At 40.9% G+C, this 26,005-nt stretch carries 14 protein-coding genes and 4 pseudogenes; 1 reads left to right on the forward strand and 17 read right to left on the reverse strand.

Annotated elements, in window-relative coordinates:
* The 14 genes and pseudogenes from BST93_RS14865 to BST93_RS13835 form a co-directional block, all read right to left on the reverse strand.
* Nucleotides 1–137: pseudogene (locus BST93_RS14865) on the reverse strand (hypothetical protein); the annotation flags it as partial.
* 172 nt (nt 138–309) lie between these two features.
* The gene (locus BST93_RS14870) at nt 310–489 is read right to left on the reverse strand and encodes a thrombospondin type 3 repeat-containing protein (protein ID WP_219843767.1); all 180 of its coding nucleotides are present in this window, start codon (nt 487–489) and stop codon (nt 310–312) included.
* A pseudogene (locus BST93_RS14875) lies at nt 466–519 on the reverse strand (hypothetical protein); the annotation flags it as partial. The pseudogene BST93_RS14875 and the gene BST93_RS14870, both read right to left, overlap by 24 nt.
* A gap of 29 nt (nt 520–548) precedes the next feature.
* The gene (locus tag BST93_RS14365; RefSeq protein WP_219843765.1) at nt 549–644 is read right to left on the reverse strand and encodes a thrombospondin type 3 repeat-containing protein; all 96 of its coding nucleotides are present in this window, start codon (nt 642–644) and stop codon (nt 549–551) included.
* Between the two features lie 93 nt (nt 645–737).
* Nucleotides 738–806: pseudogene (locus tag BST93_RS14880) on the reverse strand (hypothetical protein); the annotation flags it as partial.
* The gene (locus BST93_RS13810; RefSeq protein ID WP_146105036.1) at nt 791–1,213 is read right to left on the reverse strand and encodes a thrombospondin type 3 repeat-containing protein; all 423 of its coding nucleotides are present in this window, start codon (nt 1,211–1,213) and stop codon (nt 791–793) included. The pseudogene BST93_RS14880 and the gene BST93_RS13810, both read right to left, overlap by 16 nt.
* Complete coding sequence (locus BST93_RS13815) at nt 1,158–1,646, reverse strand: hypothetical protein (RefSeq protein WP_105019634.1); 489 nt, start codon at nt 1,644–1,646, stop codon at nt 1,158–1,160. Before BST93_RS13815 ends, BST93_RS13810 begins: the two co-directional genes overlap by 56 nt.
* Nucleotides 1,643–1,765: a hypothetical protein gene (locus tag BST93_RS14595; RefSeq protein ID WP_258150446.1), complete on the reverse strand. Its 123-nt coding sequence runs from the start codon at nt 1,763–1,765 to the stop codon at nt 1,643–1,645. The genes BST93_RS13815 and BST93_RS14595 overlap by 4 nt, the downstream gene beginning before the upstream one ends.
* Nucleotides 1,766–1,776: 11 nt before the next feature.
* Complete coding sequence (locus BST93_RS13820) at nt 1,777–2,145, reverse strand: thrombospondin type 3 repeat-containing protein (RefSeq protein ID WP_105019635.1); 369 nt, start codon at nt 2,143–2,145, stop codon at nt 1,777–1,779.
* Nucleotides 2,146–2,334: 189 nt separating this feature from the next.
* A pseudogene (locus tag BST93_RS14885) lies at nt 2,335–2,502 on the reverse strand (hypothetical protein); the annotation flags it as partial.
* A gap of 29 nt (nt 2,503–2,531) precedes the next feature.
* The gene (locus tag BST93_RS14890; protein ID WP_219843768.1) at nt 2,532–2,654 is read right to left on the reverse strand and encodes a thrombospondin type 3 repeat-containing protein; all 123 of its coding nucleotides are present in this window, start codon (nt 2,652–2,654) and stop codon (nt 2,532–2,534) included.
* A gap of 130 nt (nt 2,655–2,784) precedes the next feature.
* Complete coding sequence (locus BST93_RS13825) at nt 2,785–3,162, reverse strand: hypothetical protein (RefSeq protein ID WP_105019636.1); 378 nt, start codon at nt 3,160–3,162, stop codon at nt 2,785–2,787.
* A gap of 11 nt (nt 3,163–3,173) precedes the next feature.
* Nucleotides 3,174–3,443, reverse strand: a complete 270-nt coding sequence (locus tag BST93_RS13830) for a hypothetical protein (RefSeq protein ID WP_105019637.1) — start codon at nt 3,441–3,443, stop codon at nt 3,174–3,176.
* The gene (locus tag BST93_RS13835; protein WP_181072660.1) at nt 3,416–12,772 is read right to left on the reverse strand and encodes a DUF11 domain-containing protein; all 9,357 of its coding nucleotides are present in this window, start codon (nt 12,770–12,772) and stop codon (nt 3,416–3,418) included. The genes BST93_RS13830 and BST93_RS13835 overlap by 28 nt, the downstream gene beginning before the upstream one ends.
* A gap of 310 nt (nt 12,773–13,082) precedes the next feature.
* Between BST93_RS13835 and BST93_RS13840 the strand changes: the two genes are divergently transcribed.
* On the forward strand, nt 13,083–14,684 hold the full coding sequence (locus BST93_RS13840; RefSeq protein ID WP_105019639.1) for a peptide chain release factor 3: 1,602 nt from the start codon (nt 13,083–13,085) through the stop codon (nt 14,682–14,684).
* Between the two features lie 69 nt (nt 14,685–14,753).
* Here the strand turns inward: BST93_RS13840 and BST93_RS13845 are convergent, their stop codons facing one another.
* From BST93_RS13845 to BST93_RS13855, 3 genes are all read right to left on the reverse strand, one after another.
* Nucleotides 14,754–16,754 (reverse strand): OmpA family protein, encoded by a 2,001-nt coding sequence (locus BST93_RS13845; RefSeq protein ID WP_105019640.1) that lies wholly within the window; start codon nt 16,752–16,754, stop codon nt 14,754–14,756.
* A gap of 12 nt (nt 16,755–16,766) precedes the next feature.
* On the reverse strand, nt 16,767–17,702 hold the full coding sequence (locus BST93_RS13850) for a PorP/SprF family type IX secretion system membrane protein (RefSeq protein ID WP_042280475.1): 936 nt from the start codon (nt 17,700–17,702) through the stop codon (nt 16,767–16,769).
* A 54-nt stretch (nt 17,703–17,756) separates the two neighbouring features.
* Nucleotides 17,757–26,005: CLIPPER-2 domain-containing protein (locus BST93_RS13855; protein WP_105019641.1), on the reverse strand; the 8,249-nt coding region annotated here is incomplete at its 5' end.

Here is a 26,005-nt window from a genome sequence, read left to right on the forward strand (position 1 = left end):
CCATTTACTTCATCTGCATCCGTTACTCCATCTCCATCACAATCTACCGTGCTTGTTACTACTACGGTTACATCTGCAACATTGTAACTACATGCATCGTTTGGATCGGTTCCTGCTGCTATCTCATCAGCATCGTTACTCCGTCTCCATCACAATCTACCATACTCGTTACTGCTAACGTAACACTTGATGGATCATAACTACATGCATCGTTTGGATCGGTTCCATCTGCTGTATTTGGATCACCATCTGGACCATTAATCTCATCAGCATCCGTTACTCCATCTCCATCACAGTCTACTGTGCTGGTTACTGATACTGTAATATCTGCAACATTATAACTACATGCATCGTTTGATCGGTTCCGTTTGCTATCTCATCAGCATCCGTTACTCCGTCTCCATCACAATCTACGTTACTTGTTACCGCTACTGTTACACTTGCTGGATCATAACTACACGCATCGTTCGGATCGGTTCCGTCTGCTATCTCATCAGCATCGGTTACTCCATCGCCATCACAATCTACTGTGCTCGTTACTGCTACTGTTACATCTGCAACATTGTAACTACATGCATCGTTGGATCGGTTCCTGCGGCTATCTCATCAGCATCCGTTACTCCGTCTCCATCACAATCTATCATACTCGTTACTGCTAACGTAACACTTGATGGATCATAACTACATGCATCGTTTGGATCGGTTCCGTCTGCTGTATTTGGATCTCCATCTGGACCATTAATCTCATCAGCATCCGTTACTCCATCTCCATCACAGTCTACTGTGCTGGTTACTGATACTGTAATATCTGCAACATTATACTACATGCATCGTTTGGATCCGTTCCTGCGGCTATCTCATCAGCATCCGTTACTCCGTCTCCATCACAATCTACGTTACTTGTTACTGCTACTGTTACACTTGCTGGATCATAACTACACGCATCGTTCGGATCGGTTCCGTCTGCTATCTCATCAGCATCTATCACTCCATCGCCATCACAATCTACTGTGCTCGTTACTGCTACTGTTACATCTGCAACATTGTAACTACATGCATCGTTTGGATCGGTTCCGTTTGCTATCTCATCAGCATCGGTTACTCCATCTCCATCACAATCTACCATACTCGTTACTGCTAACGTAACACTTGATGGATCATAAACTACATGGATCGTTTGGATCGGTTCCGTCTGCTGTATTTGGATCTCCATCTGGACCATTAATCTCATCAGCATCCGTTACTCCATCTCCATCACAGTCTACTGTGCTGGTTACTGATACTGTAATATCTGCAACATTATAACTACATGCATCGTTTGGATCCGTTCCGTTTGCTATCTCATCAGCATCCGTTACTCCGTCTCCATCACAATCTACGTTACTTGTTACTGCTACTGTCACACTTGCTGGATCATAACTACACGCATCGTTCGGATCGGTTCCGTCTGCTATCTCATCAGCATCTATCACCCCATCGCCATCACAATCTACGTTACTTGTTACCGCTACTGTTATTTGTGACACGTTGTAATCACATGGATCGTTAGGGTTGGTACCATCTGATGTTCCTGGATCTCCATCTGGACCATTAATCTCATCGGCATCCGTTACTCCATCTCCATCACAATCTACTGTGCTCGTCACTGGAACTGAAACGTTACTAAGATTGTAACTACATGCATCGTTTGGATCGGTTCCGCTGCTATCTCGTCGGCATCCGTTACTCCATCTCCATCACAATCTACTGTGCTGGTTACTGGCAATGTAATCGCTGCTACATCATAATCACAGGCGTCATTACTATCTGTCCGTCTGGTGTCGTTGGATCTCCATCTGGACCATTAATCTCATCGGCATCCGTTACTCCATCTCCATCACAGTCTCCCATGCTCGTTGCTGGTACGGTTGCAGCTCCATCTAGATAATCACATGCATCAGTTGGATCGGTTCCATCTGGTGTCGTTGGATCACCATCTGGTCCATTTACTTCATCTGCATCCGTTACTCCATCTCCATCACAATCTACCGTGCTTGTTACTACTACGGTTACATCTGCAACATTGTAACTACATGCATCGTTTGGATCGGTTCCTGCTGCTATCTCATCAGCATCCGTTACTCCGTCTCCATCACAATCTACCATACTCGTTACTGCTAACGTAACACTTGATGGATCATAACTACATGGATCGTTTGGATCGGTTCCATCTGCTGTATTTGGATCACCATCTGGACCATTAATCTCATCAGCATCCGTTACTCCATCTCCATCACAGTCTACTGTGCTGGTTACTGATACTGTAATATCTGCAACATTATAACTACATGCATCGTTTGGATCCGTTCCGTTTGCTATCTCATCAGCATCCGTTACTCCGTCTCCATCACAATCTACGTTACTTGTTACTGCTACTGTTACACTTGCTGGATCATAACTACACGCATCGTTCGGATCGGTTCCGTCTGCTATCTCATCAGCATCGGTTACTCCATCGCCATCACAATCTACTGTGCTCGTTACTGCTACTGTTACATCTGTAACATTGTAACTACATGCATCGTTTGATCGGTTCCTGCGGCTATCTCATCAGCATCCGTTACTCCGTCTCCATCACAATCTACATACTCGTTACTGCTAACGTAACACTTGATGGATCATAACTACATGGATCGTTTGGATCGGTTCCATCTGCTGTATTTGGATCTCCATCTGGACCATTAATCTCATCAGCATCCGTTACTCCATCTCCATCACAGTCTACTGTGCTGGTTACTGGTAAACTTATATCTGCACATCATAATCACAGGCGTCATTACTATCTGTTCCGTCTGGTGTCGCTGGATCTCCATCTGGACCATTAATCTCATCGGCATCCGTTACTCCATCTCCGTCACAGTCTCCCATGCTCGTTGCTGGTACGGTTGCAGCTCCATCTATATAATCACATGCATCAGTTGGATCCGTTCCATCTGGTGTTGTTGGATCACCATCTGGTCCATTTACTTCATCTGCATCCGTTACTCCATCTCCATCACAATCTACTGTGCTTGTTACTACTACCGTTACATCAGAAACATTGTAACTACATGGATCGTTTGGATCGGTTCCTGCTGCTATCTCATCAGCATCCGTTACTCCGTCTCCATCACAATCTACCATACTCGTTACTGCTAACGTAACACTTGCTGGATCGTAATCACATGGATCATTTGGATCGGTTCCATCTGCTGTAGCTGGATCACCATCTGGTCGTTAATCTCATCGGCATCAGTTACTCCATCGCCATCACAGTCTACTGTGCTGGTTACTGGTAAACTTATATCTGCCACATCATAATCACAGGCGTCATTACTATCTGTTCCGTCTGGTGTCGCTGGATCTCCATCTGGACCATTAATCTCATCGGCATCCGTTACTCCATCTCCGTCACAGTCTCCCATGCTCGTTGCTGTACGGTTGCAGCTCCATCTATATAATCACATGCATCAGTTGGATCCGTTCCATCTGGTGTTGTTGGATCACCATCTGGTCCATTTACTTCATCTGCATCCGTTACTCCATCTCCATCACAATCTACTGTGCTTGTTACTGCTACTGTTACATCTGCAACATTGTAACTACATGCATCGTTGGGATCGGTTCCGTTTGCTATCTCATCAGCATCGGTTACTCCGTCTCCATCACAATCTACCATACTCGTTACTGCTAACGTAACACTTGATGGATCATAACTACATGGATCGTTTGGATCGGTTCCATCTGCTGTATTTGGATCACCATCTGGACCATTAATCTCATCAGCATCCGTTACTCCATCTCCATCACAGTCTACTGTGCTGGTTACTGATACTGTAATATCTGCAACATTATAACTACATGCATCGTTTGGATCCGTTCCGTTTGCTATCTCATCAGCATCCGTTACTCCGTCTCCATCACAATCTACGTTACTTGTTACCGCTACTGTTACACTTGCTGGATCATAACTACACGCATCGTTCGGATCGGTTCCGTCTGCTATCTCATCAGCATCGGTTACTCCATCGCCATCACAATCTACTGTGCTTGTTACTGCTACTGTTACATCTGCAACATTGTAACTACATGCATCATTTGGATCGGTTCCGTTTGCTATCTCATCAGCATCCGTTACTCCGTCTCCATCACAATCTACCATACTCGTTACTGCTAACGTAACACTTGATGGATCATAACTACATGGATCGTTTGGATCGGTTCCATCTGCTGTATTTGGATCACCATCTGGACCATTAATCTCATCAGCATCCGTTACTCCATCTCCATCACAGTCTACTGTGCTGGTTACTGATACTGTAATATCTGCAACATTATAACTACATGCATCGTTTGGATCCGTTCCGTTTGCTATCTCATCAGCATCCGTTACTCCGTCTCCATCACAATCTACGTTACTTGTTACTGCTACTGTTACACTTGCTGGATCATAACTACACGCATCGTTCGGATCGGTTCCGTCTGCTATCTCATCAGCATCTATCACTCCATCGCCATCACAATCTACTGTACTCGTTACTGATACTGTTACATCTGCAACATTGTAACTACATGCATCGTTTGGATCGGTTCCTGCTGCTATCTCATCAGCATCCGTTACTCCGTCTCCATCACAATCTATCATACTCGTTACTGCTAACGTAACACTTGATGGATCATAACTACATGCATCGTTTGGATCAGTTCCGTCTGCTGTATTTGGATCTCCATCTGGACCATTAATCTCATCAGCATCCGTTACTCCATCTCCATCACAGTCTACTGTGCTGGTTACTGATACTGTAATATCTGCAACATTATAACTACATGCATCGTTTGGATCCGTTCCGTTTGCTATCTCATCAGCATCCGTTACTCCGTCTCCATCACAATCTACGTTACTTGTTACCGCTACTGTCACACTTGCTGGATCATAACTACACGCATCGTTCGGATCGGTTCCGTCTGCTATCTCATCAGCATCGGTTACTCCATCGCCATCACAATCTACTGTGCTCGTTACTGCTACTGTTACATCTGTAACATTGTAACTACATGCATCGTTTGGATCGGTTCCTGCGGCTATCTCATCAGCATCCGTTACTCCGTCTCCATCACAATCTACCATACTCGTTACTGCTAACGTAACACTTGATGGATCATAACTACATGGATCGTTTGGATCGGTTCCATCTGCTGTATTTGGATCTCCATCTGGACCATTAATCTCATCAGCATCCGTTACTCCATCTCCATCACAGTCTACTGTGCTGGTTACTGGTAAACTTATATCTGCCACATCATAATCACAGGCGTCATTACTATCTGTTCCGTCTGGTGTCGCTGGATCTCCATCTGGACCATTAATCTCATCGGCATCAGTTACTCCATCTCCGTCACAGTCTCCCATGCTCGTAGCTGGTACGGTTGCAGCTCCATCTATATAATCACATGCATCAGTTGGATCCGTTCCATCTGGTGTTGTTGGATCACCATCTGGTCCATTTACTTCATCTGAATCCGTTACTCCATCTCCATCACAATCTACTGTGCTTGTTACTACTACCGTTACATCAGAAACATTGTAACTACATGGATCGTTTGGATCGGTTCCTGCTGCTATCTCATCAGCATCCGTTACTCCATCTCCATCACAATCTACCATACTCGTTACTGCTAACGTAACACTTGCTGGATCGTAATCACATGGATCATTTGGATCGGTTCCATCTGCTGTAGCTGGATCACCATCTGGTCCGTTAATCTCATCGGCATCAGTTACTCCATCGCCATCACAGTCTACTGTGCTGGTTACTGGTAAACTTATATCTGCCACATCATAATCACAGGCGTCATTACTATCTGTTCCGTCTGGTGTCGCTGGATCTCCATCTGGACCATTAATCTCATCGGCATCCGTTACTCCATCTCCGTCACAGTCTCCCATGCTCGTTGCTGGTACGGTTGCAGCTCCATCTATATAATCACATGCATCAGTTGGATCCGTTCCATCTGGTGTTGTTGGATCACCATCTGGTCCATTTACTTCATCTGCATCCGTTACTCCATCTCCATCACAATCTACTGTGCTTGTTACTACTACCGTTACATCAGAAACATTGTAACTACATGGATCGTTTGGATCGGTTCCTGCTGCTATCTCATCAGCATCCGTTACTCCGTCTCCATCACAATCTACCATACTCGTTACTGCTAACGTCACACTTGCTGGATCGTAATCACATGGATCATTTGGATCGGTTCCATCTGCTGTAGCTGGATCACCATCTGGTCCGTTAATCTCATCGGCATCAGTTACTCCATCGCCATCACAGTCTACTGTGCTGGTTACTGGTAAACTTATATCTGCCACATCATAATCACAGGCGTCATTACTATCTGTTCCGTCTGGTGTCGTTGGATCTCCATCTGATCCATTAATCTCATCGGCATCAGTTACTCCATCTCCGTCACAGTCTCCCATGCTCGTAGCTGGTACGGTTGCAGCTCCATCTATATAATCACATGCGTCAGTTGGATCCGTTCCATTTGCTACCTCAGCACTATTTAGAACACCATCTCCATCACAATCAGTGGACAACCATGGCTCCGCTTGAGTCCCATCTACCACATCATCTTCATTGTAATCACAAGGATCATTTAAATCGGTTCCATTAGGACCAGCAATACCATCCATATTAGGATCTAGTTCTAAACCATTAATTACACCATCTCCATCACAATCAGCATTATACCAATCTGTGTTATTATCTGATAAATCAACATTAGCAAGTTCCGCTCCTACACAAGGATCAAACGGAGCTGGATCATCTCCATTAGTCTCACCATCACCATCACAATCGGCGGCTTGCCAGATTGGATTACTCGTATCGGCTGTACTTCCTGCTGTAAATACACATGGATCTGCTGGGTCTGGATCAGTTCCGTTAGAATCTCCATCGCCATCACAATCGGCGGCTTGCCAAATTGCATTACTCGTATCAGCTGTACTTCCTGCTGTAAACACACATGGATCATTTGGTGCTGGATCGGTTCCGTTAGAATCTCCATCGCCATCACAATCAGCGGCTTGCCAAATAGGATTACTTGTATCTGCTACACTTCCTGCTGTAAATACACATGGGTCATTTGGTGCTGGATCTGTTCCATTGGAATCTCCATCGCCATCACAATCAGCGGCTGCCCATACGGCATAATTCTCATCTGTCGTTGCTGGTATTGTTGGAGTCGTAACACTACATGGATCAAACGGCTCTGTACCATTCATTACTTCTTCTCCGTTGGTCTCACCATCACCATCACAGTCTGCGGCTGCCCATACAGCATAATTCGCATCACTTACATCTGGTACCGTTGCTGTTCCACTTACACTACATGGATCGGTTGGATCTGATCCATTTGAGGTTTCTGTCCCATTTGTCTCACCATCACCATCACAATCGGCGGCTTGCCAGATTGGATTACTCGTATCGGCTGTACTTCCTGCTGTAAATACACATGGATCTGCTGGGTCTGGATCAGTTCCGTTAGAATCTCCATCGCCATCACAATCGGCGGCTTGCCAAATTGCATTACTCGTATCAGCTGTACTTCCTGCTGTAAACACACATGGATCATTTGGTGCTGGATCGGTTCCGTTAGAATCTCCATCGCCATCACAATCAGCGGCTTGCCAAATAGGATTACTTGTATCTGCTACACTTCCTGCTGTAAATACACATGGGTCATTTGGTGCTGGATCTGTTCCATTGGAATCTCCATCGCCATCACAATCAGCGGCTGCCCATACGGCATAATTCTCACCTGTCGTTGCTGGTATTGTTGGAGTCGTAACACTACATGGATCAAACGGCTCTGTACCATTCATTACTTCTTCTCCGTTGGTCTCACCATCACCATCACAGTCTGCGGCTGCCCATACAGCATAATTCGCATCACTTACATCTGGTACCGTTGCTGTTCCACTTACACTACATGGATCGGTTGGATCTGATCCATTTGAGGTTTCTGTCCCATTTGTCTCACCATCACCATCACAATCGGCGGCTTGCCAGATTGGATTACTCGTATCGGCTGTACTTCCTGCTGTAAATACACATGGATCTTCTGGGTCTGGATCAGTTCCGTTAGAATCTCCATCTCCATCACAATCAGCTACTGCCCAAATATCATATGCCGTTTGTTCTGGTGTTCCTGGTGTTCCTGGGTTTGAAGGTGTCGTTGTACCAGAAGAAAAATCACAAGGATCTTCAGGATTAGGATCACTTCCGTTTGGATCGCCATCGCCATCACAATCTGCTAAAATCCAAACTCCTGTTTGTGTTTCAGTCACCAATAAAGGTTCGTAATCACAAGGATCTGATGGATCTGTTCCGTTTCCATCATCTTCACCATTACCATCTGGATCTATTTCATTTGCATTTGTCACACCATCTCCGTCACAGTCTGCATTTTGGAATTCTATAGTTGTTACTGTATAATCTTGATTTGTTTGAATATATTCACATGAATCAAAAGGATCTGTTGAATCTGTAACTTCTTGGTCGTTAGTTACGCCATCACCATCACAATCTTCTACAGCCCATATTGAATAATTTGGATCTGTTGAAGCAGGTACAGTTGGTGTTCCACTAACAACACAAGGGTTTGATGGATCTGGATCTGATCCGTTTGGATCACCATCACCGTCACAATCTGCAGCCTGCCACGTAGCATTCGAAGTGTCTGCAACACTACCGGCTGTAAACACACATGGGTTTGCTGGATCTGGATCTGTACTATCGCAATCGCCATCACCGTCAGTATCTATACATCCATCTACAGTAATGCTTTCATTTAAATCATCACCAGCTGTCGTTGGATCTGTTTGATCAGGCGTTGTAGCTGCAGTTGTGCTGTTCGTAATCGTATTTCCATCCTCACCAGGATCTACTATTCCTTCAATATTCAATGTTACAAATTGTCCACTAGCGATAAATGGAATTGTCCAATTAGGATCTGTATAAGTAGAAGGTTGATCTCCACCTGTATTTCCATTGTTTATTGTAGCTGTAAGTCCGGCTGGAATCGCATCTACCAATGAGACATTAGTAGCGTCATCAGGACCATTATTAGTAACCGTTATTGTAAAGGCTACAGTATCACCTTCTGCCGGAGTACTATCTCCAGTAGCTAAGGTTTTAACGGTCACTAAGTTGGCTTCACCAACTGCTATACCATCATTATTTCCATCACTACCATCATCAGTATCGTTAGCCGGAACACTATCTACTTGATCTGCAGATACTGAAACTATATTTGTAAATGCTCCTGGTCCGTCTATAGTACCGGTAACAATTATTGTGACGTCACTAAATGGTGTATTAGCCGTTATTGTTCCTAAATTACAAGGAAATGTAGTACAGCCACCTCCATTTATGTTTGTTATTGTAACATTTGTTGGAGTATCTATTACAAATACATTTGTTGCTGTGTCCGTCCCTAAATTACTTACAACTATATTCCAAGAAACTGTATCTCCAGGCGCAAAAGGACCTGATTGATTTAACGTTTTTGTAATTCTTATATCAGATTGAGCGACGCTACAAGAATCCGGAGCGGTTCCTGCATTTTGAGTATCAGTGCATCCACTAGGATTATCAAACGTTGCAGTTAAATTAACAGGACCACCATCTGCAGAGAATGTTAAATTGGTAAATCTATGTTGAGTTGCACTATCCAACCCAGATACTGGAACAAAAGTGTTAATCCCGGCACCTGTTAAATCTAAATTTCCTGAACCAGGTGGGTTTGTGAATTGAACAACAACATCTGCTGTAAAAGTATCATCTGTTGGGTCTCCGGTGGTACCGTTTGAATTACAACTCGAAATATTGTCAAGGGAAATTACTTGAACTAAACATGTGTTGATAGTTATGAAGACATTTGCGGAATCTGTATTACCAAAGGGATCGGAAATTTCATAGCTAAATGAAACTGGAGCTGATGAACCTGGCGGCGGAGTAATGTCTAGCATTCCGCCTGAAAGCTGCACAATTGTTCCATCAGACAATACAATTGGAGCACCTCCATCAGTTATAGGTATACCATCTATTTCAATTATCGTGAATGGATCACTATCCGGATCCGAATCTATACCATTACCATTATCAGCAAATAAATCTACAGTTATAGGAAGATCTACATTAGTTGAGAAAACATCATCCTCGGCAACTGGTGGATTATTTATTCCTACAGAACTGCTGCGTGTTAATACTCGTCCCGAAGGGTCCTGAGAAGTAAAGATTGCTGTATTATCTCCTGGACAAGGTTGCATAATTTCTACAACTAGACTAACTATTATTCTTTCACCTGGTCTTAATTGACCTGTTACACCATCAAAAATATCATTAAATCCTTGACCTGTAAACGATGTGTTAAAAGCCGGTGTTACTAGAGCTGTTGTTAATTCAAGTTGGGGACTACTAACATTAACGACGTTACCTGGACACATAGCCATCACGTTATCAGTTATTTGCGGGACAAATAAATCAACAGGAGAAGCTGCATCATTTTCAATCTCTATTTGAAAAGTTATATCCTTATTACCAATTATACCACTAGCCGCTTGAACATCACTTGTTACAGTTTTAGTGATTATTGGTAACGGAGTAGAAGAAAAAGTAACTGGAGTAGGTTCACAGTTACATTGTTCCTCATCATGTTCTGCTGTTAGGTTTTGTCTTGAAATATCAGAAACAGCCCGACCTCCTAAATCGGTTCCAGAAAAAACACCTTGAGATGTTCTAGTACTGGAATTACCCGTAGGACCTACATTTAAATCAATTCGGTAAGTCGCAGTTTCACCACTTATCATACTCTGCCCAGAAACTAACAAATCTGTAGAAGTTCCTATTAATCCTGAGCCACCATCAAAATCAGGGTTTTCCAACAAGCTTCCTCCAATACGAGTCACAGTCAAAGTATTAATTGGCACAGCTGGTGACGCGGCAAATAAATGACCAAAGTCATGGGTGTATTGTACATTACTTGCAGTTCCAGAACCAGAATTTCTTAATGTAATCAAATAAAAGAAATCAAAAGTACCATCAGTATTTATGGTAGGTGTAGGATCACTCACTTCAAATCCTGCACTCAAAATAGATTGGTTTTCTTCAAAAAATTCTGCATCAGTTGCAGAGGTTTCATATGGTTCTCCCGTTACAGCATCTCTGGCTGTTGCTATCACCTCATTGATAATAGTTTGTTGATCTAGTGCAGCTACAGCATTCACCTCAATGCAAATAGAAAAATTAATTGACTCACCTGGTGGTAACTCTTCTATTACTGTAACATCCAATATCTCCTCATCCACTGTTCCGTTAAACGCACCATTTGGCGCCACACTACTGGTATTATCATTAGTTTCTGAAGCTGTAACGCTTACGATATTTACAATATTTGCGTCTCCTAAAAAAGGCGTCCCTAAGTCATCAATGATACTTAGATCAAAAACTGGATTAACACCACCATTAGTTAAAATACCTTCATATCTAATGCGGTACCTATCATCAGTGGTATAACCCCAATCACAATGGGTTTTGCTTATAGTTAAACCTCCATTTGTAGTAGCTACACTACACTGCGATGGTGCTGTAAAAACTGCTGGTAAACCGAATGAACAAGTAGTTGCACCTCCATTAAATGCAGCTGACAAAGCAACATCTCCACCATCAGATGAAAAAACTACACCCGTAAAAGTGTGACTAGTGGAAGAATCTAAACCACCTACTCCTACAGATGCTGTTCCATCGCCTGTAAGATCAAGTGTTCCAACGGTAGGCAAATTGAGACTATCAAATGTGATTATTATATCTGCGGTAAAAGTATCATCACCTTCATTACCAGGCCCTGAAGTACCGTTATCATCACAAATAGAAATAGAACCTGGATCTACACTAATATTAGTTATGTTACAGTTTGGACTACATGACGAAGGAGCTATATCTACAGCAGGATCATTATAAGGACAATCTACATCTGGAAAGTTTGCACGAATTGAAAATGGGTTTCCATCTGCAGGCAGTACTACATTTATAAAGGTATGTGAAGTGGCAGAATCCAATCCAGCCACACCAATTGCATCAATTGGTGAACCTCCTTGGTCAATTATCAAAGTACCTGAGTTTGCAGGATTTGTATAATTGACAGTAATATCAACTGTAAAAGTATCATCACTAGGATCGTTGGGAGTTCCTGAATCATTACAAGAACTAGCATTTGAAGAAACTATACTACTTATCAAACAATCTGGACTACATGAATCAGGAGCTAAACCAGCTGAAGGCTCGTTAAATGAGAAAGTACATATAGGATCCCCATTAAAAGAAGCTGTAATATTTATCGGCGTTCCATCTGAACTCATTTGCACCGCAGGGAACGTATATGATGTTGCTCCAGGGGCAAATGTTGTAACATCTACCGTTTGAGCACCAGTATCACCTGAAAGGTCTAAGGTACCAGATGCTGGCGCAGCATCAAAATTAACTGTAACATCTGCCGTAAAAAAATCATCTGATGGATCTGTAGGTGTAGCATTATTATTACAACTAGAAATCATCGATGTTGATATGATAGTAATATCACATTGACTATACCCAACAGACACTGAAAGAAGAAGGAAAGAAAAAGGAAGTAATATTTTTTTTACAACTAAAGAGTTATTAGAAAAGGTCTTACCTAAATTCTTGAACATTCTTAATAACGTAGTTTTACCCATAATACGAATAATAAAGTGAAATAAACTAAGAGGTCCGATGAAACATACGATCAAAGGCTTCAGTTTTTAAAACTACATAGAACTTATATTTTTAACTATTCGTTAACGAGCTTTAAAATAATATTCGTTGTTTGTTGTTTTTTATCGTTAAAATGCAAATCGTTTTATATAGGAAAAGAAATCATATTAACTTTAACATAGGAATCTAAATATTAATTCTCAATTTATTAAATAAATTAGACACAGCTATTATCGTATTTTTGCATTCCCGAATAATTAATCATTCATGTCCTTACAAAAAGAAATTAATAGAAGACGTACCTTCGGTATTGTTTCTCACCCAGATGCAGGTAAAACTACACTTACAGAAAAACTTCTTCTTTATGGAGGTGCTATTCAGGAAGCAGGAGCCGTAAAGAGCAATAAAATTAAAAAAGGCGCGGCTAGTGACTTTATGGAAATCGAGCGTCAACGTGGTATATCGGTAGCTACATCGGTTCTAGCATTTGAATATAATGACACAAAGATTAATATTCTAGATACACCAGGACACAAAGATTTTGCCGAGGACACTTTTAGAACTTTAACAGCTGTTGATAGTGTCATAGTCGTAGTAGACGTTGCAAAAGGTGTGGAAGAGCAAACTGAAAAACTTGTAGAGGTTTGTAGAATGCGTAACATTCCTATGATTGTATTCATCAATAAAATGGATAGGGAAGGAAAAGATGCCTTTGACCTACTAGATGAAATTGAGCAAAAGTTACAACTCACAGTGACACCATTGAGTTTTCCAATAGGAATGGGATATGATCTTAAAGGAATTTATAATCTTTTTGAAAAAAACATAAGATTGTTTACTGGAGAGTCTTCTAAAGACATTAATAAAACTACTTCCATAGACGATTTAAATGATACGGCATTAGACAACCTAATTGGAACTGAAAGCGCTCAAACATTACGAGAAGAACTTGAAATGGTAGAAGGTATCTATCCAGAATTTAATGAGAAAGATTACCTAGACGGTAAATTGCAACCCGTATTTTATGGTAGTGCACTACATAATTTTGGCGTAAAAGAGCTGCTAGACGCATTCATTAAAATAGCCCCTACTCCTAGACCTAAAAATGCTGAGGAACGATTAGTAAATCCTAAAGAAAAAGATTTTAGTGGATTCGTTTTCAAGATACACGCGAATATGGACCCTAAACACAGAGACAGACTGGCTTTTGTGAAAATTGTAAGCGGGACTTTTGAACGGAACAAACCTTATAAACATGTTAGGTTAGATAAAAACTTAAAATTCTCCAGCCCTAATGCATTCTTTGCAGAAAAGAAAGAAATTGTTGACATATCGTACCCAGGAGATATTGTAGGTCTTCACGACACGGGAAATTTTAAAATCGGTGACACTTTAACTAGTGGTGAGATCCTACATTATAAGGGAATTCCTTCATTCTCACCAGAACATTTTAGATACATTAATAATGCCGATCCTATGAAAGCAAAACAGCTTGCTAAGGGTATTGATCAATTAATGGATGAAGGTGTAGCGCAATTATTTACTCTAGAACTAAATGGTCGTAAAGTTATTGGTACTGTTGGCGCCCTGCAATTTGAAGTAATTCAATATAGACTGGAACATGAATATGGAGCAAAATGTTCCTATGAGAACCTTAACGTGCACAAAGCTTGCTGGGTGGATACTAAGGATTGGAAAAGTGAGGAGTTTTTAGATTTTAAAAGAGTTAAGTCCAAGTTCTTAGCTAAAGATAAACAAGGTCAATTGGTATTTCTAGCAGATAGTGCTTTCTCTCTTCAAATGACGCAACAAAAATACCCTAGTATCAAATTTCACTTCGTATCGGAATTTGAATCCATAGCTGTATAATCTTTGCTACGCTTTCGCGAAAGCGTTATTATAAAAAAAGAAAGAGGTTCTTGAAGAACCTCTTTATTATTAATTACAATTGGAAATCTTACCTAGACCAGAAATTATAAACTCTGATCTACGATTAAGTTGATGTTCCTCTGGAGTACATTCAACTCCATTTGAGCACTTATTAAGTAATTGACGCTCTCCATAACCTTTGGCTGTTAATCTGGACGCATCGATACCATTATCGATCAACCACTGACGAGTACTTCGCGCTCTACGATCACTTAAAGCATCGTTGTAATCATCTGGCGCACGACTATCTGTGTGAGACCTAATTTCAACAGCTATCTGTGGATATAGTTCCATGAATGCTTTAATCTTTGTCAATTCTGCAGCCGCATCTGGTCTTATATTAGACTTGTCAAAATCAAAGTAGATTTGTTTTATATTTAATAAAGGTGCTATATCATCACAGTCTGCTAGCGCTTGTTTGTTTTTAGACAATTCCAGCGGTATATCACTATAATCTGTTTGAGAAGGTGTTGTAAACAAATCCTCGTCGGTACCATATTCCCGTTTTTCACCTCGTAGGAAATATTGTTTATCACACTCTAATTTAAATACAAATTTTCCATTAGCCTTAGTAATTACGTCTCCTACAATATTATTATTAGCATCAACAACGGTTACTAATGCACCATCTATAGGAGCTCCTGTATTTTTATCAGTTACTGTACCAGAAAGAAGGTGCTCACATTCTTTACGCATCTCTTCTGTTTGAATGAAACTATAAATATCGTCATCTCCGATTCCTCCTGGTCTATTACTACTGAAATATCCTCGCTTACTACCGTCATTTATTATAAATGAGAAATCATCATATTGTGTATTTATAGGACTACCTATATTTACCACATTAGATACAGATCCATCTGGTTTGATGGAACTTGCAAATACATCTAATCCTCCTAATCCTTGATGACCAGTACTTGCGAAATAGAGTGTATTATTGCTACTTACAAAAGGAAAACTTTCCCTACCTTCTGTATTGACATTTTCCAAATTGCGAGGTTCACTGTAATTACCATCTTCTAAAATATCAACCACCCATAAATCAGACTTACCAAATTTTTCTCTCATGTCATAACCAACTGATCCTGGCATATCACTTGAAAAATATAACTTAGTCTCATCTGGACTTAATGCTGGGTGTGCTGTAGAGTATTCATCGCTATTAAAAGGTAGTTCAACAGGTTGTGACCATCTTTTTCCCTTTTTAACCGACTTGTATATTTTAAGTCTGTTAACCCCATCAATATCTTGTCTTGCAACACCTTCGGAGTAGTTATTACGAGTAAAGTATACAGTGTTACCATCTTTAGTAAATGTAGGTGTACTTTCATGGAACCTTGTATTAAGAACCCCTTTAAATTCCTTGGCATTTCTTAATTCTCCAGCATTTGTTTCGTCAGCTTCATAGAGCTCTAAAAAAGCCTGTCCACTCCATGTATGTCTTCTATTTATCAATGAAGAAGTATCTCTAGACGTGGCAAACACTACTTTATCTTTGGCATAGTAGTAAGCCGTACCAAAATCACTGGTATAACTATTAACATCCTCTGCATTTTTTATAATAAATCTTCCTGACTGAAAATCGATGATTTGCAGATAATTAGGCTCGTCAGAATATTTTTTGGCTCTTGAATCAAATCCCTTGAAGGAATTAAAAGTTGCCATCAATTCATCTGCTTTCTGATACTGACCAGTGGCTTTTAAAGTTTGCGCATGTCTAAAATAATACTCTGGTTTTACTGACTCTTTGTATTTTTCAAAAAGTAGTGTATAATATTTATTGGATTTTTCTAACTCGTCATTAAAGTAATAAGCATCGGCAAGTTTTGATAAAATCTCTGGTGATTCGTAACCATCTTCAAATAGTTTTTTATAGAGCTTTTGAGCTTCAAAAAAGGCTAATTGATCATACTTTTTATTTGCTTTCTCTAAATCTGACTTTTTCTGTGCATATGAAAAATTCAGAATAAATGTCACCAATAAAAGTGTAGATATATATTTTAATTTCATGATACTATTTTATTAAAAGAATCTTGGTGTGATAATTCTATCGTAGCTGTTGAACAATTCAAATCGCAAGAATAATTCATAACTACCGTCGTTGTATATCGCATTACCTAATTCTGTAGTCTCGCGATCATAGGCAAATCCTATCATCATTTGATCACTTATTTGAAATCCTACTAATCCAGTAACAGCAGCACTCCACCTATAGGCCGCTCCTACTGTGAACTTCTCGTTGAATAAGAAATTTGCCGTTAGGTCAACCTGTAAAGGTGCTCCTTGTACCATCTTTACTAGTCCAGCTGGCTTGAACTTAATGTTATCATTTAAATCAAATACATATCCCACGGTTCCAAATAAGTGTATACGCTCCTCTGCTATAAACGTGGCTGAACTCGTGTCGTTATCTTCATCAAAATGATCCGTCTGTAATAAATTAGGCGAACTCAATCCTACGTAAAACCTATCCGTATGATAATACAGTCCTAATCCTACAGTAGGTGACAATCTATTGTCTACATTCTCACTCAATCTAGGATCTCCTGGATCAAAAATATTTAGCTTATTAAAATCAACGTTTAACACGTGGATTCCTCCCTTAAGTCCGAAACTTAATCTTGCCTCGTCTCCTACGGGAATCGTATAACTAAAATCTGCCGCTACATAGGTCTCATCAGCTGGTCCTATTTCGTCATTTACAACACTCAAACCTAATCCTACTCTACTATTGGCAATAGGAGTATGAAACGACAAAGTTTGTGTGCGTGGTGCTCCATCCAATCCAACCCATTGACTACGATGTAATCCAACTATACTCGCTACACCGCGATTACCAGCATAGGCCGGATTTATAACTATCGGATTATACATATACTGACTGTACTGTGGATCCTGTTGAGCTGTTAACGCTTTCGCGAAAGCGAAAAAAACAAAGACAACTATTAATTTTTTCATGCTTGTAAGTTATAAAAAAAATCAAGCCTTGACCTAAATCAAGGCTTGAATGATTTATCTGTTAATATAAAGATAGCCAGCTAATTGAACTGTCTCATTCTGATCATTGATGTACTCAATTACGTAGAAGTATGTTCCTTCTGGTAATTTCTCGCCTTGTGCTACTGTCACTCTACCTTCTGATATACCTCTAAATGCACGGTTACCATTGTTATAGTTCTCAGTATTATAAACCTCTACACCCCAACGGTTGAAAATACTAACCGTGTTTTCAAAATTCTCGATTCCTTGAATGATGAAGAAATCGTTACGTCCATCACCATCTGGTGTTACACCGTTAAATATCTTAATTTTTCTTGGGTCTGAATCTAGATAATCTGGGATTCCATCATTATCAAAGTCTCCATTTATTAAATCTGGACCAGTAATAATATCATCGTTATCATCATCTAAATCTCTATAATCTGGCTCCTCATCCCCATCTGTGTTATTAAGATCATTGCGAGGATCACTGTCCACAAATGCTCCATTTGCATCGTCATAACCACCATTAGGCGTGCTATCAAACGCATCATCAAGACCATCATTATCTGCATCATTTCCTGAAGGCGTAACATCTGGCTGACCATCATTATCGTAATCAAAACCTTCTGTACTATCAGGAACTCCATCATCGTCAGAATCTTCATCTAGATAATCAGGAAGTCCATCACCATCAAAATCTATTGGCATAATTCCCTCTCCAGATCCTGGTGTATTTTCATACGCATCATCTAATCCATTTCCATCAGAATCAATTCCAGAAGGCTCGACATACCCAGCTGTTGATTGACCTTCAACATTATCAGGAATACCATCTCCATCACTGTCTAAATCAAACCAGTCTGGAATTCCGTCTCCATCGCTATCACCATTACCTTCAAGAATATCAATAATACCATCATTGTCATCATCAATATCATCAACATCTGGTATTCCATCTCCATCATTATCTGGATAGTTGTAACCATTGTTCTCTTCAAACACATCTACACCTGAAATTACTGTTACAGTTGTAGGATCTGTCCCTTCTGTTTGTGATGCACTATTTGGCAATGTTGTTTCATCTATATCTACAATAGCATCTCCTGCTGCTATCACGGTAGCCACATAATCACCATTTGCATCTGTAATTACAGTTTGAGTATTCCCTTCAGAATCGGTTATAATTACACTTACTCCTGCAAGATCAGGTTCTCCAGGATCTTGAATTCCATTTCCATTTGAATCTAGATAAACGTGTCCTGAAATAGTCCCTGGAATATTGAAACCATTATTTTCTTCAAACACTGTCGCACCTGCTGTTACTGTTACGGTTGTAGGATCTGTTCCTTCTGTAAGGGTTGCACCTGCAGGTAACGTAGTTTCATCAATATCAATCACAACATCTCCAGGCACCACAATTGTTGCAGTATAATCTCCATTATTATCTGTAATTACAGTTTGAATATTTCCATCAGAATCAGTTATAACTACAGTTACTCCTGCAAGATCTGGCTCTCCTGGATCTTGAACTCCATTACCATTTAGGTCTTCATATAAGTGACCTGTTACGGTTGCTGGTGTATTATAACCATTATTTTCTTCAAACGTATCAATGCCAGAAACTACGGTTACAACAGTTGGATCGGTTCCTTGTGTTTGAATGGCACCTACCGGTAGTGTTGCTTCATCTATATCTACTGTAGCATTACCAGGTGCCGAAACTACTGCTGTGTAATTTCCATTTGCATCTGTAACCACTGTAACTATATTACCTAGTGAATCTGTAATGACTACTGTGACACCTGATAATCCAGGCTCACCTGGATCTTGAACTCCATTACCATTGACATCATCATAGATAGTACCAGACACAGTTCCTGGAACATTGAAACCATTGTTTTCTTCAAATACTGTTACTCCTGAAACAGCTATTACCGTTGTAGGATCTGTTCCTTCTGTTTGAACAGCTCCTACTGGTAAAGTAGTTTCATCAATATCTATAATTGTCGCTCCAGGAGCAGAGACATTTACTGTATAATCACCGTTAACATCAGTAACTACAGTCTGCACCATACCTAAAGAATCTGTTATTATCACAGTTACTCCTGCTAAATCTGGTTCTCCTGGATCTTGCACGCCGTTGCCATTAACGTCATCATAAAGATGACCTGTAATTACAGATGGTATATTGAAACCGTTGTTCTCTTCGAAAACAGTACTACCTGATGTTACAACAACGGTTGTAGGATCAGTACCTTCTGTTTGTACAAAACCTAATGGTAGCGTATTGTCATCAATATCTACAACCACATTACCAGGTGTTAAAATCAATGCAGAATAATCTCCATTAACATCAGTAGTAACAATTTGTATGTTACCATTACTATCAGTAATTACCACATCTACACCAACTAAATCTGGTTCACCGGCATCCTGTACTCCATTACCATTTAAATCTTCATACAAGTGACCTGTAACTACTCCTGGGATATAATAACCATTATTTTCCTCAAATACAGTAGTACCAGAAATCACAGTTACTGTAGTTGGATCTGTACCTTCACTTAAAATAGCTCCGGCAGGTAATGTAGCTTCATCTATATCAATAGTAACATCCTGTCCTCCGGTTACTGTAACTGTATAATCACCATTACTATCAGTCACGACAATTTGGGTATTTCCTAAACTATCAGTTACGATGACATTTACACCTGCAAGATCTGGTTCACCAGGATCTTGCACACCGTTGTTATTTAAATCGTTATACACGTGCCCTTGTATGGAACCTGTTTCAAGTATAAATCCATCATCTGTAGTTGTCACAGTTGTATTAGTCACTACCGTTATACTCTCTGGATCTGATCCGATGGTAGATAAAATATAACCTGATGGATCAACTACGTCCACATTATAATCTCCAGAAGGGACTGTAGCCGTCCAGTTACCAGTAGCATCTACTGTTACTGTAGTTACAACTCCATTAATATCAGTCAAATTAACTAGTGTACCGGCAGGGAATAAATTATCAACAGTTGGATCATATAACCCATCATTATTTATGTCTTCAAACACAAATCCTGTTACAGTTCCTTGACCTTGATATCCATCATCTGTACTATTATTAGTTGTACCAGCCACAACAGTAACTGTTTCAGGATCACTTCCCACTGTTGTTAATATTGCACCTGTTGGATCAGTAACATCTATAGTCGTATCTCCTGATGGAACTACCACTGACCAACTTCCGTCTGGCTGAGTTGTAACTACTTGTACAACTCCGTTTGAATCTGTAATTACTACATCTACACCGCCTAAACCTGGCTCACCTGCATCCTGTACTCCATCTCCGTTTAAGTCCTCAAAGACTAATCCGTTTAAGATTCCATTCTGATCTAAAGGTGTCACCGTTGGATCATCTGGGTCGCCATCTGCGTCTGGATCTACATCATTCACATTGTTTGGATCATCACTATCATCGCTCACAGGTCCTAATGGATCTCCATTTGGATCTATAGCGTCTGCTTCTGATACCGCTGTATTGGTTACACTTCCGTTTGCTATATCTGCTGCCGTTAATGTATAAACCTGATCTGCTATACTTCCTACTGCGCCTGGAGCTAATGTACTTGGAACTACTGGCTCATTTACTAAACCTAGTAAGGCATCACTGATTACTGCATTCTCTACTAATACATTACCATTATTGGTCACTGTAAAGCTGTAGGTAATCGTGTCTCCTGCATCTGTAATACCATTCCCATTAGCATCTACTACTCCTCCGCTTACTTTCTCTAACGATAAGTTTGCTTCTGCTGTAAAGAATCCATCAGCTGGCTCTGTTACATTTGATCCTGATCCTACTGTTGTAGTCGTTGGATCTGTTCCGGCTGTCTGAATATCAGTGCCTGCTGGTAATGTAGACTCGTCTATATCGGTTGTCGTATCTCCTGATGGAACTACCACTGACCAACTTCCGTCTGGCTGAGTTGTAACTACTTGTACAACTCCGTTTGAATCTGTAATTACTACATCTACACCGCCTAAACCTGGCTCACCTGCATTCTGTACTCCATCTCCGTTTAAGTCCTCAAAGACTAATCCGTTTAAGATTCCATTCTGATCTAAAGGTGTCACCGTTGGATCATCTGGGTCGCCATCTGCGTCTGGATCTACATCATTCACATTGTTTGGATCATCACTATCATCGCTCACAGGTCCTAATGGATCTCCATTTGGATCTATAGCGTCTGCTTCTGATACCGCTGTATTGGTTACACTTCCGTTTGCTATATCTGCTGCCGTTAATGTATAAACCTGATCTGCTATACTTCCTACTGCGCCTGGAGCTAATGTACTTGGAACTACTGGCTCATTTACTAAACCTAGTAAGGCATCACTGATTACTGCATTCTCTACTAATACGTTACCATTATTGGTCACTGTAAAGCTGTAGGTAATCGTGTCTCCTGCATCTGTAATACCATTCCCATTAGCATCTACTACTCCTCCGCTTACTTTCTCTAACGATAAGTTTGCTTCTGCTGTAAAGAATCCATCAGCTGGCTCTGTTACATTTGATCCTGATCCTACTGTTGTAGTCGTTGGATCTGTTCCGGCTGTCTGAATATCAGTGCCTGCTGGTAATGTAGACTCGTCTATATCGGTTGTCGTATCTCCTGATGGAACTACCACTGACCAACTTCCGTCTGGCTGAGTTGTAACTACTTGTACAACTCCGTTTGAATCTGTAATTACTACATCTACACCGCCTAAACCTGGCTCACCTGCATTCTGTACTCCATCTCCGTTTAAGTCCTCAAAGACTAATCCGTTTAAGATTCCATTCTGATCTAAAGGTGTCACCGTTGGATCATCTGGGTCGCCATCTGCGTCTGGATCTACATCATTCACATTGTTTGGATCATCACTATCATCGCTCACAGGTCCTAATGGATCTCCATTTGGATCTATAGCGTCTGCTTCTGATACCGCTGTATTGGTTACACTTCCGTTTGCTATATCTGCTGCCGTTAATGTATAAACCTGATCTGCTATACTTCCTACTGCGCCTGGAGCTAATGTACTTGGAACTACTGGCTCATTTACTAAACCTAGTAAGGCATCACTGATTACTGCATTCTCTACTAATACGTTACCATTATTGGTCACTGTAAAGCTGTAGGTAATCGTGTCTCCTGCATCTGTAATACCATTCCCATTAGCATCTACTACTCCTCCGCTTACTTTCTCTAACGATAAGTTTGCTTCTGCTGTAAAGAATCCATCAGCTGGCTCTGTTACATTTGATCCTGATCCTACTGTTGTAGTCGTTGGATCTGTTCCGGCTGTCTGAATATCAGTGCCTGCTGGTAATGTAGACTCGTCTATATCGGTTGTCGTATCTCCTGATGGAACTACCACTGACCAACTTCCGTCTGGCTGAGTTGTAACTACTTGTACAACTCCGTTTGAATCTGTAATTACTACATCTACACCACCTAAACCTGGCTCACCTGCATTCTGTACTCCATCTCCGTTTAAGTCCTCAAAGACTAATCCGTTTAAGATTCCATTCTGATCTAAAGGTGTCACCGTTGGATCATCTGGGTCGCCATCTGCGTCTGGATCTACATCATTCACATTGTTTGGATCATCACTATCATCGCTCACAGGTCCTAATGGATCTCCATTTGGATCTATAGCGTCTGCTTCTGATACCGCTGTATTGGTTACACTTCCGTTTGCTATATCTGCTGCCGTTAATGTATAAACCTGATCTGCTATACTTCCTACTGCGCCTGGAGCTAATGTACTTGGAACTACTGGCTCATTTACTAAACCTAGTAAGGCATCACTGATTACTGCATTCTCTACTAATACGTTACCATTATTGGTCACTGTAAAGCTGTAGGTAATCGTGTCTCCTGCATCTGTAATACCATTCCCATTAGCATCTACTACTCCTCCGCTTACTTTCTCTAAAGATAAGTTTGCTTCTGCTGTAAAGAATCCATCAGCTGGCTCTGTTACATTTGATCCTGATCCTACTGTTGTAGTCGTTGGATCTGTTCCGGCTGTCTGAATATCAGTCCCTGCTGGTAATGTAGACTCGTCTATATCGGTTGTCGTATCTCCTGATGGAACTACCACTGACCAACTTCCGTCTGGCTGAGTTGTAACTACTTGTACAACTCCGTTTGAATCTGTAATTACTACATCTACACCACCTAAACCTGGCTCACCTGCATTCTGTACTCCATCTCCGTTTAAGTCCTCAAAGACTAATCCGTTTAAGATTCCATTCTGATCTAAAGGTGTCACCGTTGGATCATCTGGGTCTCCATCTGCGTCTGGATCTACATCATTCACATTGTTTGGATCATCACTATCATCGCTCACAGGTCCTAATGGATCTCCATTTGGATCTATAGCGTCTGCTTCTGATACCGCTGTATTGGTTACACTTCCGTTTGCTATATCTGCTGCCGTTAATGTGTAAACCTGATCTGCTATACTTCCTACTGCGCCTGGAGCTAATGTACTTGGAACTACTGGCTCATTTACTAAACCTAGTAAGGCATCACTGATTACTGCATTCTCTACTAATACGTTACCATTATTGGTCACTGTAAAGCTGTAGGTAATCGTGTCCCCTGCATCTGTAATACCATTCCCATTAGCATCTACTACTCCTCCGCTTACTTTCTCTAAAGATAAGTTTGCTTCTGCTGTAAAGAATCCATCAGCTGGCTCGGTTACATTTGATCCTGATCCTACTGTTGTAGTCGTTGGATCTGTTCCGGCTGTCTGAATATCAGTGCCTGCTGGTAATGTAGACTCGTCTATATCGGTTGTCGTATCTCCTGATGGAACTACCACTGACCAACTTCCGTCTGGCTGAGTTGTAACTACTTGTACAACTCCGTTTGAATCTGTAACTACTACATCTACACCGCCTAAACCTGGCTCGCCTGCATCCTGTACTCCATTTCCGTTTAAGTCCTCAAAGACTAATCCGTTTAAGATTCCATTCTGATCTAAAGGTGTCACCGTTGGATCATCTGGGTCGCCATCTGCGTCTGGATCTACATCATTCACATTGTTTGGATCATCACTATCATCGCTCACAGGTCCTAATGGATCTCCATTTGGATCTATAGCGTCTGCTTCTGATACCGCTGTATTGGTTACACTTCCGTTTGCTATATCTGCTGCCGTTAATGTGTAAACCTGATCTGCTATACTTCCTACTGCGCCTGGAGCTAATGTACTTGGAACTACTGGCTCATTTACTAAACCTAGTAAGGCATCACTGATTACTGCATTCTCTACTAATACATTACCATTATTGGTCACTGTAAAGCTGTAGGTAATCGTGTCTCCTGCATCTGTAATACCATTCCCATTAGCATCTACTACTCCTCCGCTTACTTTCTCTAACGATAGGTTTGCTTCTGCTGTAAAGAATCCATCAGCTGGCTCTGTTACATTTGATCCTGATCCTACTGTTGTAGTCGTTGGATCTGTTCCGGCTGTCTGAATATCAGTGCCTGCTGGTAATGTAGACTCATCTATATCGGTTGTCGTATCTCCTGATGGAACTACCACTGACCAACTTCCGTCTGGCTGAGTTGTAACTACTTGTACAACTCCGTTTGAATCTGTAATTACTACATCTACACCGCCTAAACCTGGCTCACCTGCATCCTGTACTCCATCTCCGTTTAAGTCCTCAAAGACTAATCCGTTTAAGATTCCATTCTGATCTAAAGGTGTCACCGTTGGATCATCTGGATCTCCATCTGCGTCTGGATCTACATCATTCACATTGTTTGGATCATCACTATCATCGCTCACAGGTCCTAATGGATCTCCATTTGGATCTATAGCGTCTGCTTCTGATACCGCTGTATTGGTTACACTTCCGTTTGCTATATCTGCTGCCGTTAATGTGTAAACCTGATCTGCTATACTTCCTACTGCGCCTGGAGCTAATGTACTTGGAACTACTGGCTCATTTACTAAACCTAGTAAGGCATCACTGATTACTGCATTCTCTACTAATACATTACCATTATTGGTCACTGTAAAGCTGTAGGTAATCGTGTCTCCTGCATCTGTAATACCATTCCCATTAGCATCTACTACTCCTCCGCTTACTTTCTCTAACGATAGGTTTGCTTCTGCTGTAAAGAATCCATCAGCTGGCTCTGTTACATTTGATCCTGATCCTACTGTTGTAGTCGTTGGATCTGTTCCGGCTGTCTGAATATCAGTGC

The organism is Nonlabens tegetincola (assembly GCF_002954355.1).
In the GTDB taxonomy this organism is placed as follows: domain Bacteria; phylum Bacteroidota; class Bacteroidia; order Flavobacteriales; family Flavobacteriaceae; genus Nonlabens; species Nonlabens tegetincola.

Bases quoted from the DNA above. Each gene is read 5' to 3' on its own strand.
- BST93_RS14365 (WP_219843765.1), bottom strand. From the start codon at position 644: ATGATAGATTGTGATGGAGACGGAGTAACGGATGCTGATGAGATAGCC.
- BST93_RS13810 (WP_146105036.1), bottom strand. From the start codon at position 1,213: ATGGAGATCCAAATACAGCAGACGGAACCGATCCAAACGATCCATGTA.
- BST93_RS13820 (WP_105019635.1), bottom strand. From the start codon at position 2,145: ATGGTAGATTGTGATGGAGACGGAGTAACGGATGCTGATGAGATAGCA.
- BST93_RS13825 (WP_105019636.1), bottom strand. From the start codon at position 3,162: ATGGTAGATTGTGATGGAGACGGAGTAACGGATGCTGATGAGATAGCA.
- BST93_RS13830 (WP_105019637.1), bottom strand. From the start codon at position 3,443: ATGGGAGACTGTGACGGAGATGGAGTAACGGATGCCGATGAGATTAAT.
- BST93_RS13835 (WP_181072660.1), bottom strand. From the start codon at position 12,772: ATGTTCAAGAATTTAGGTAAGACCTTTTCTAATAACTCTTTAGTTGTA.
- BST93_RS13840 (WP_105019639.1), top strand. From the start codon at position 13,083: ATGTCCTTACAAAAAGAAATTAATAGAAGACGTACCTTCGGTATTGTT.
- BST93_RS13845 (WP_105019640.1), bottom strand. From the start codon at position 16,754: ATGAAATTAAAATATATATCTACACTTTTATTGGTGACATTTATTCTG.
- BST93_RS13850 (WP_042280475.1), bottom strand. From the start codon at position 17,702: ATGAAAAAATTAATAGTTGTCTTTGTTTTTTTCGCTTTCGCGAAAGCG.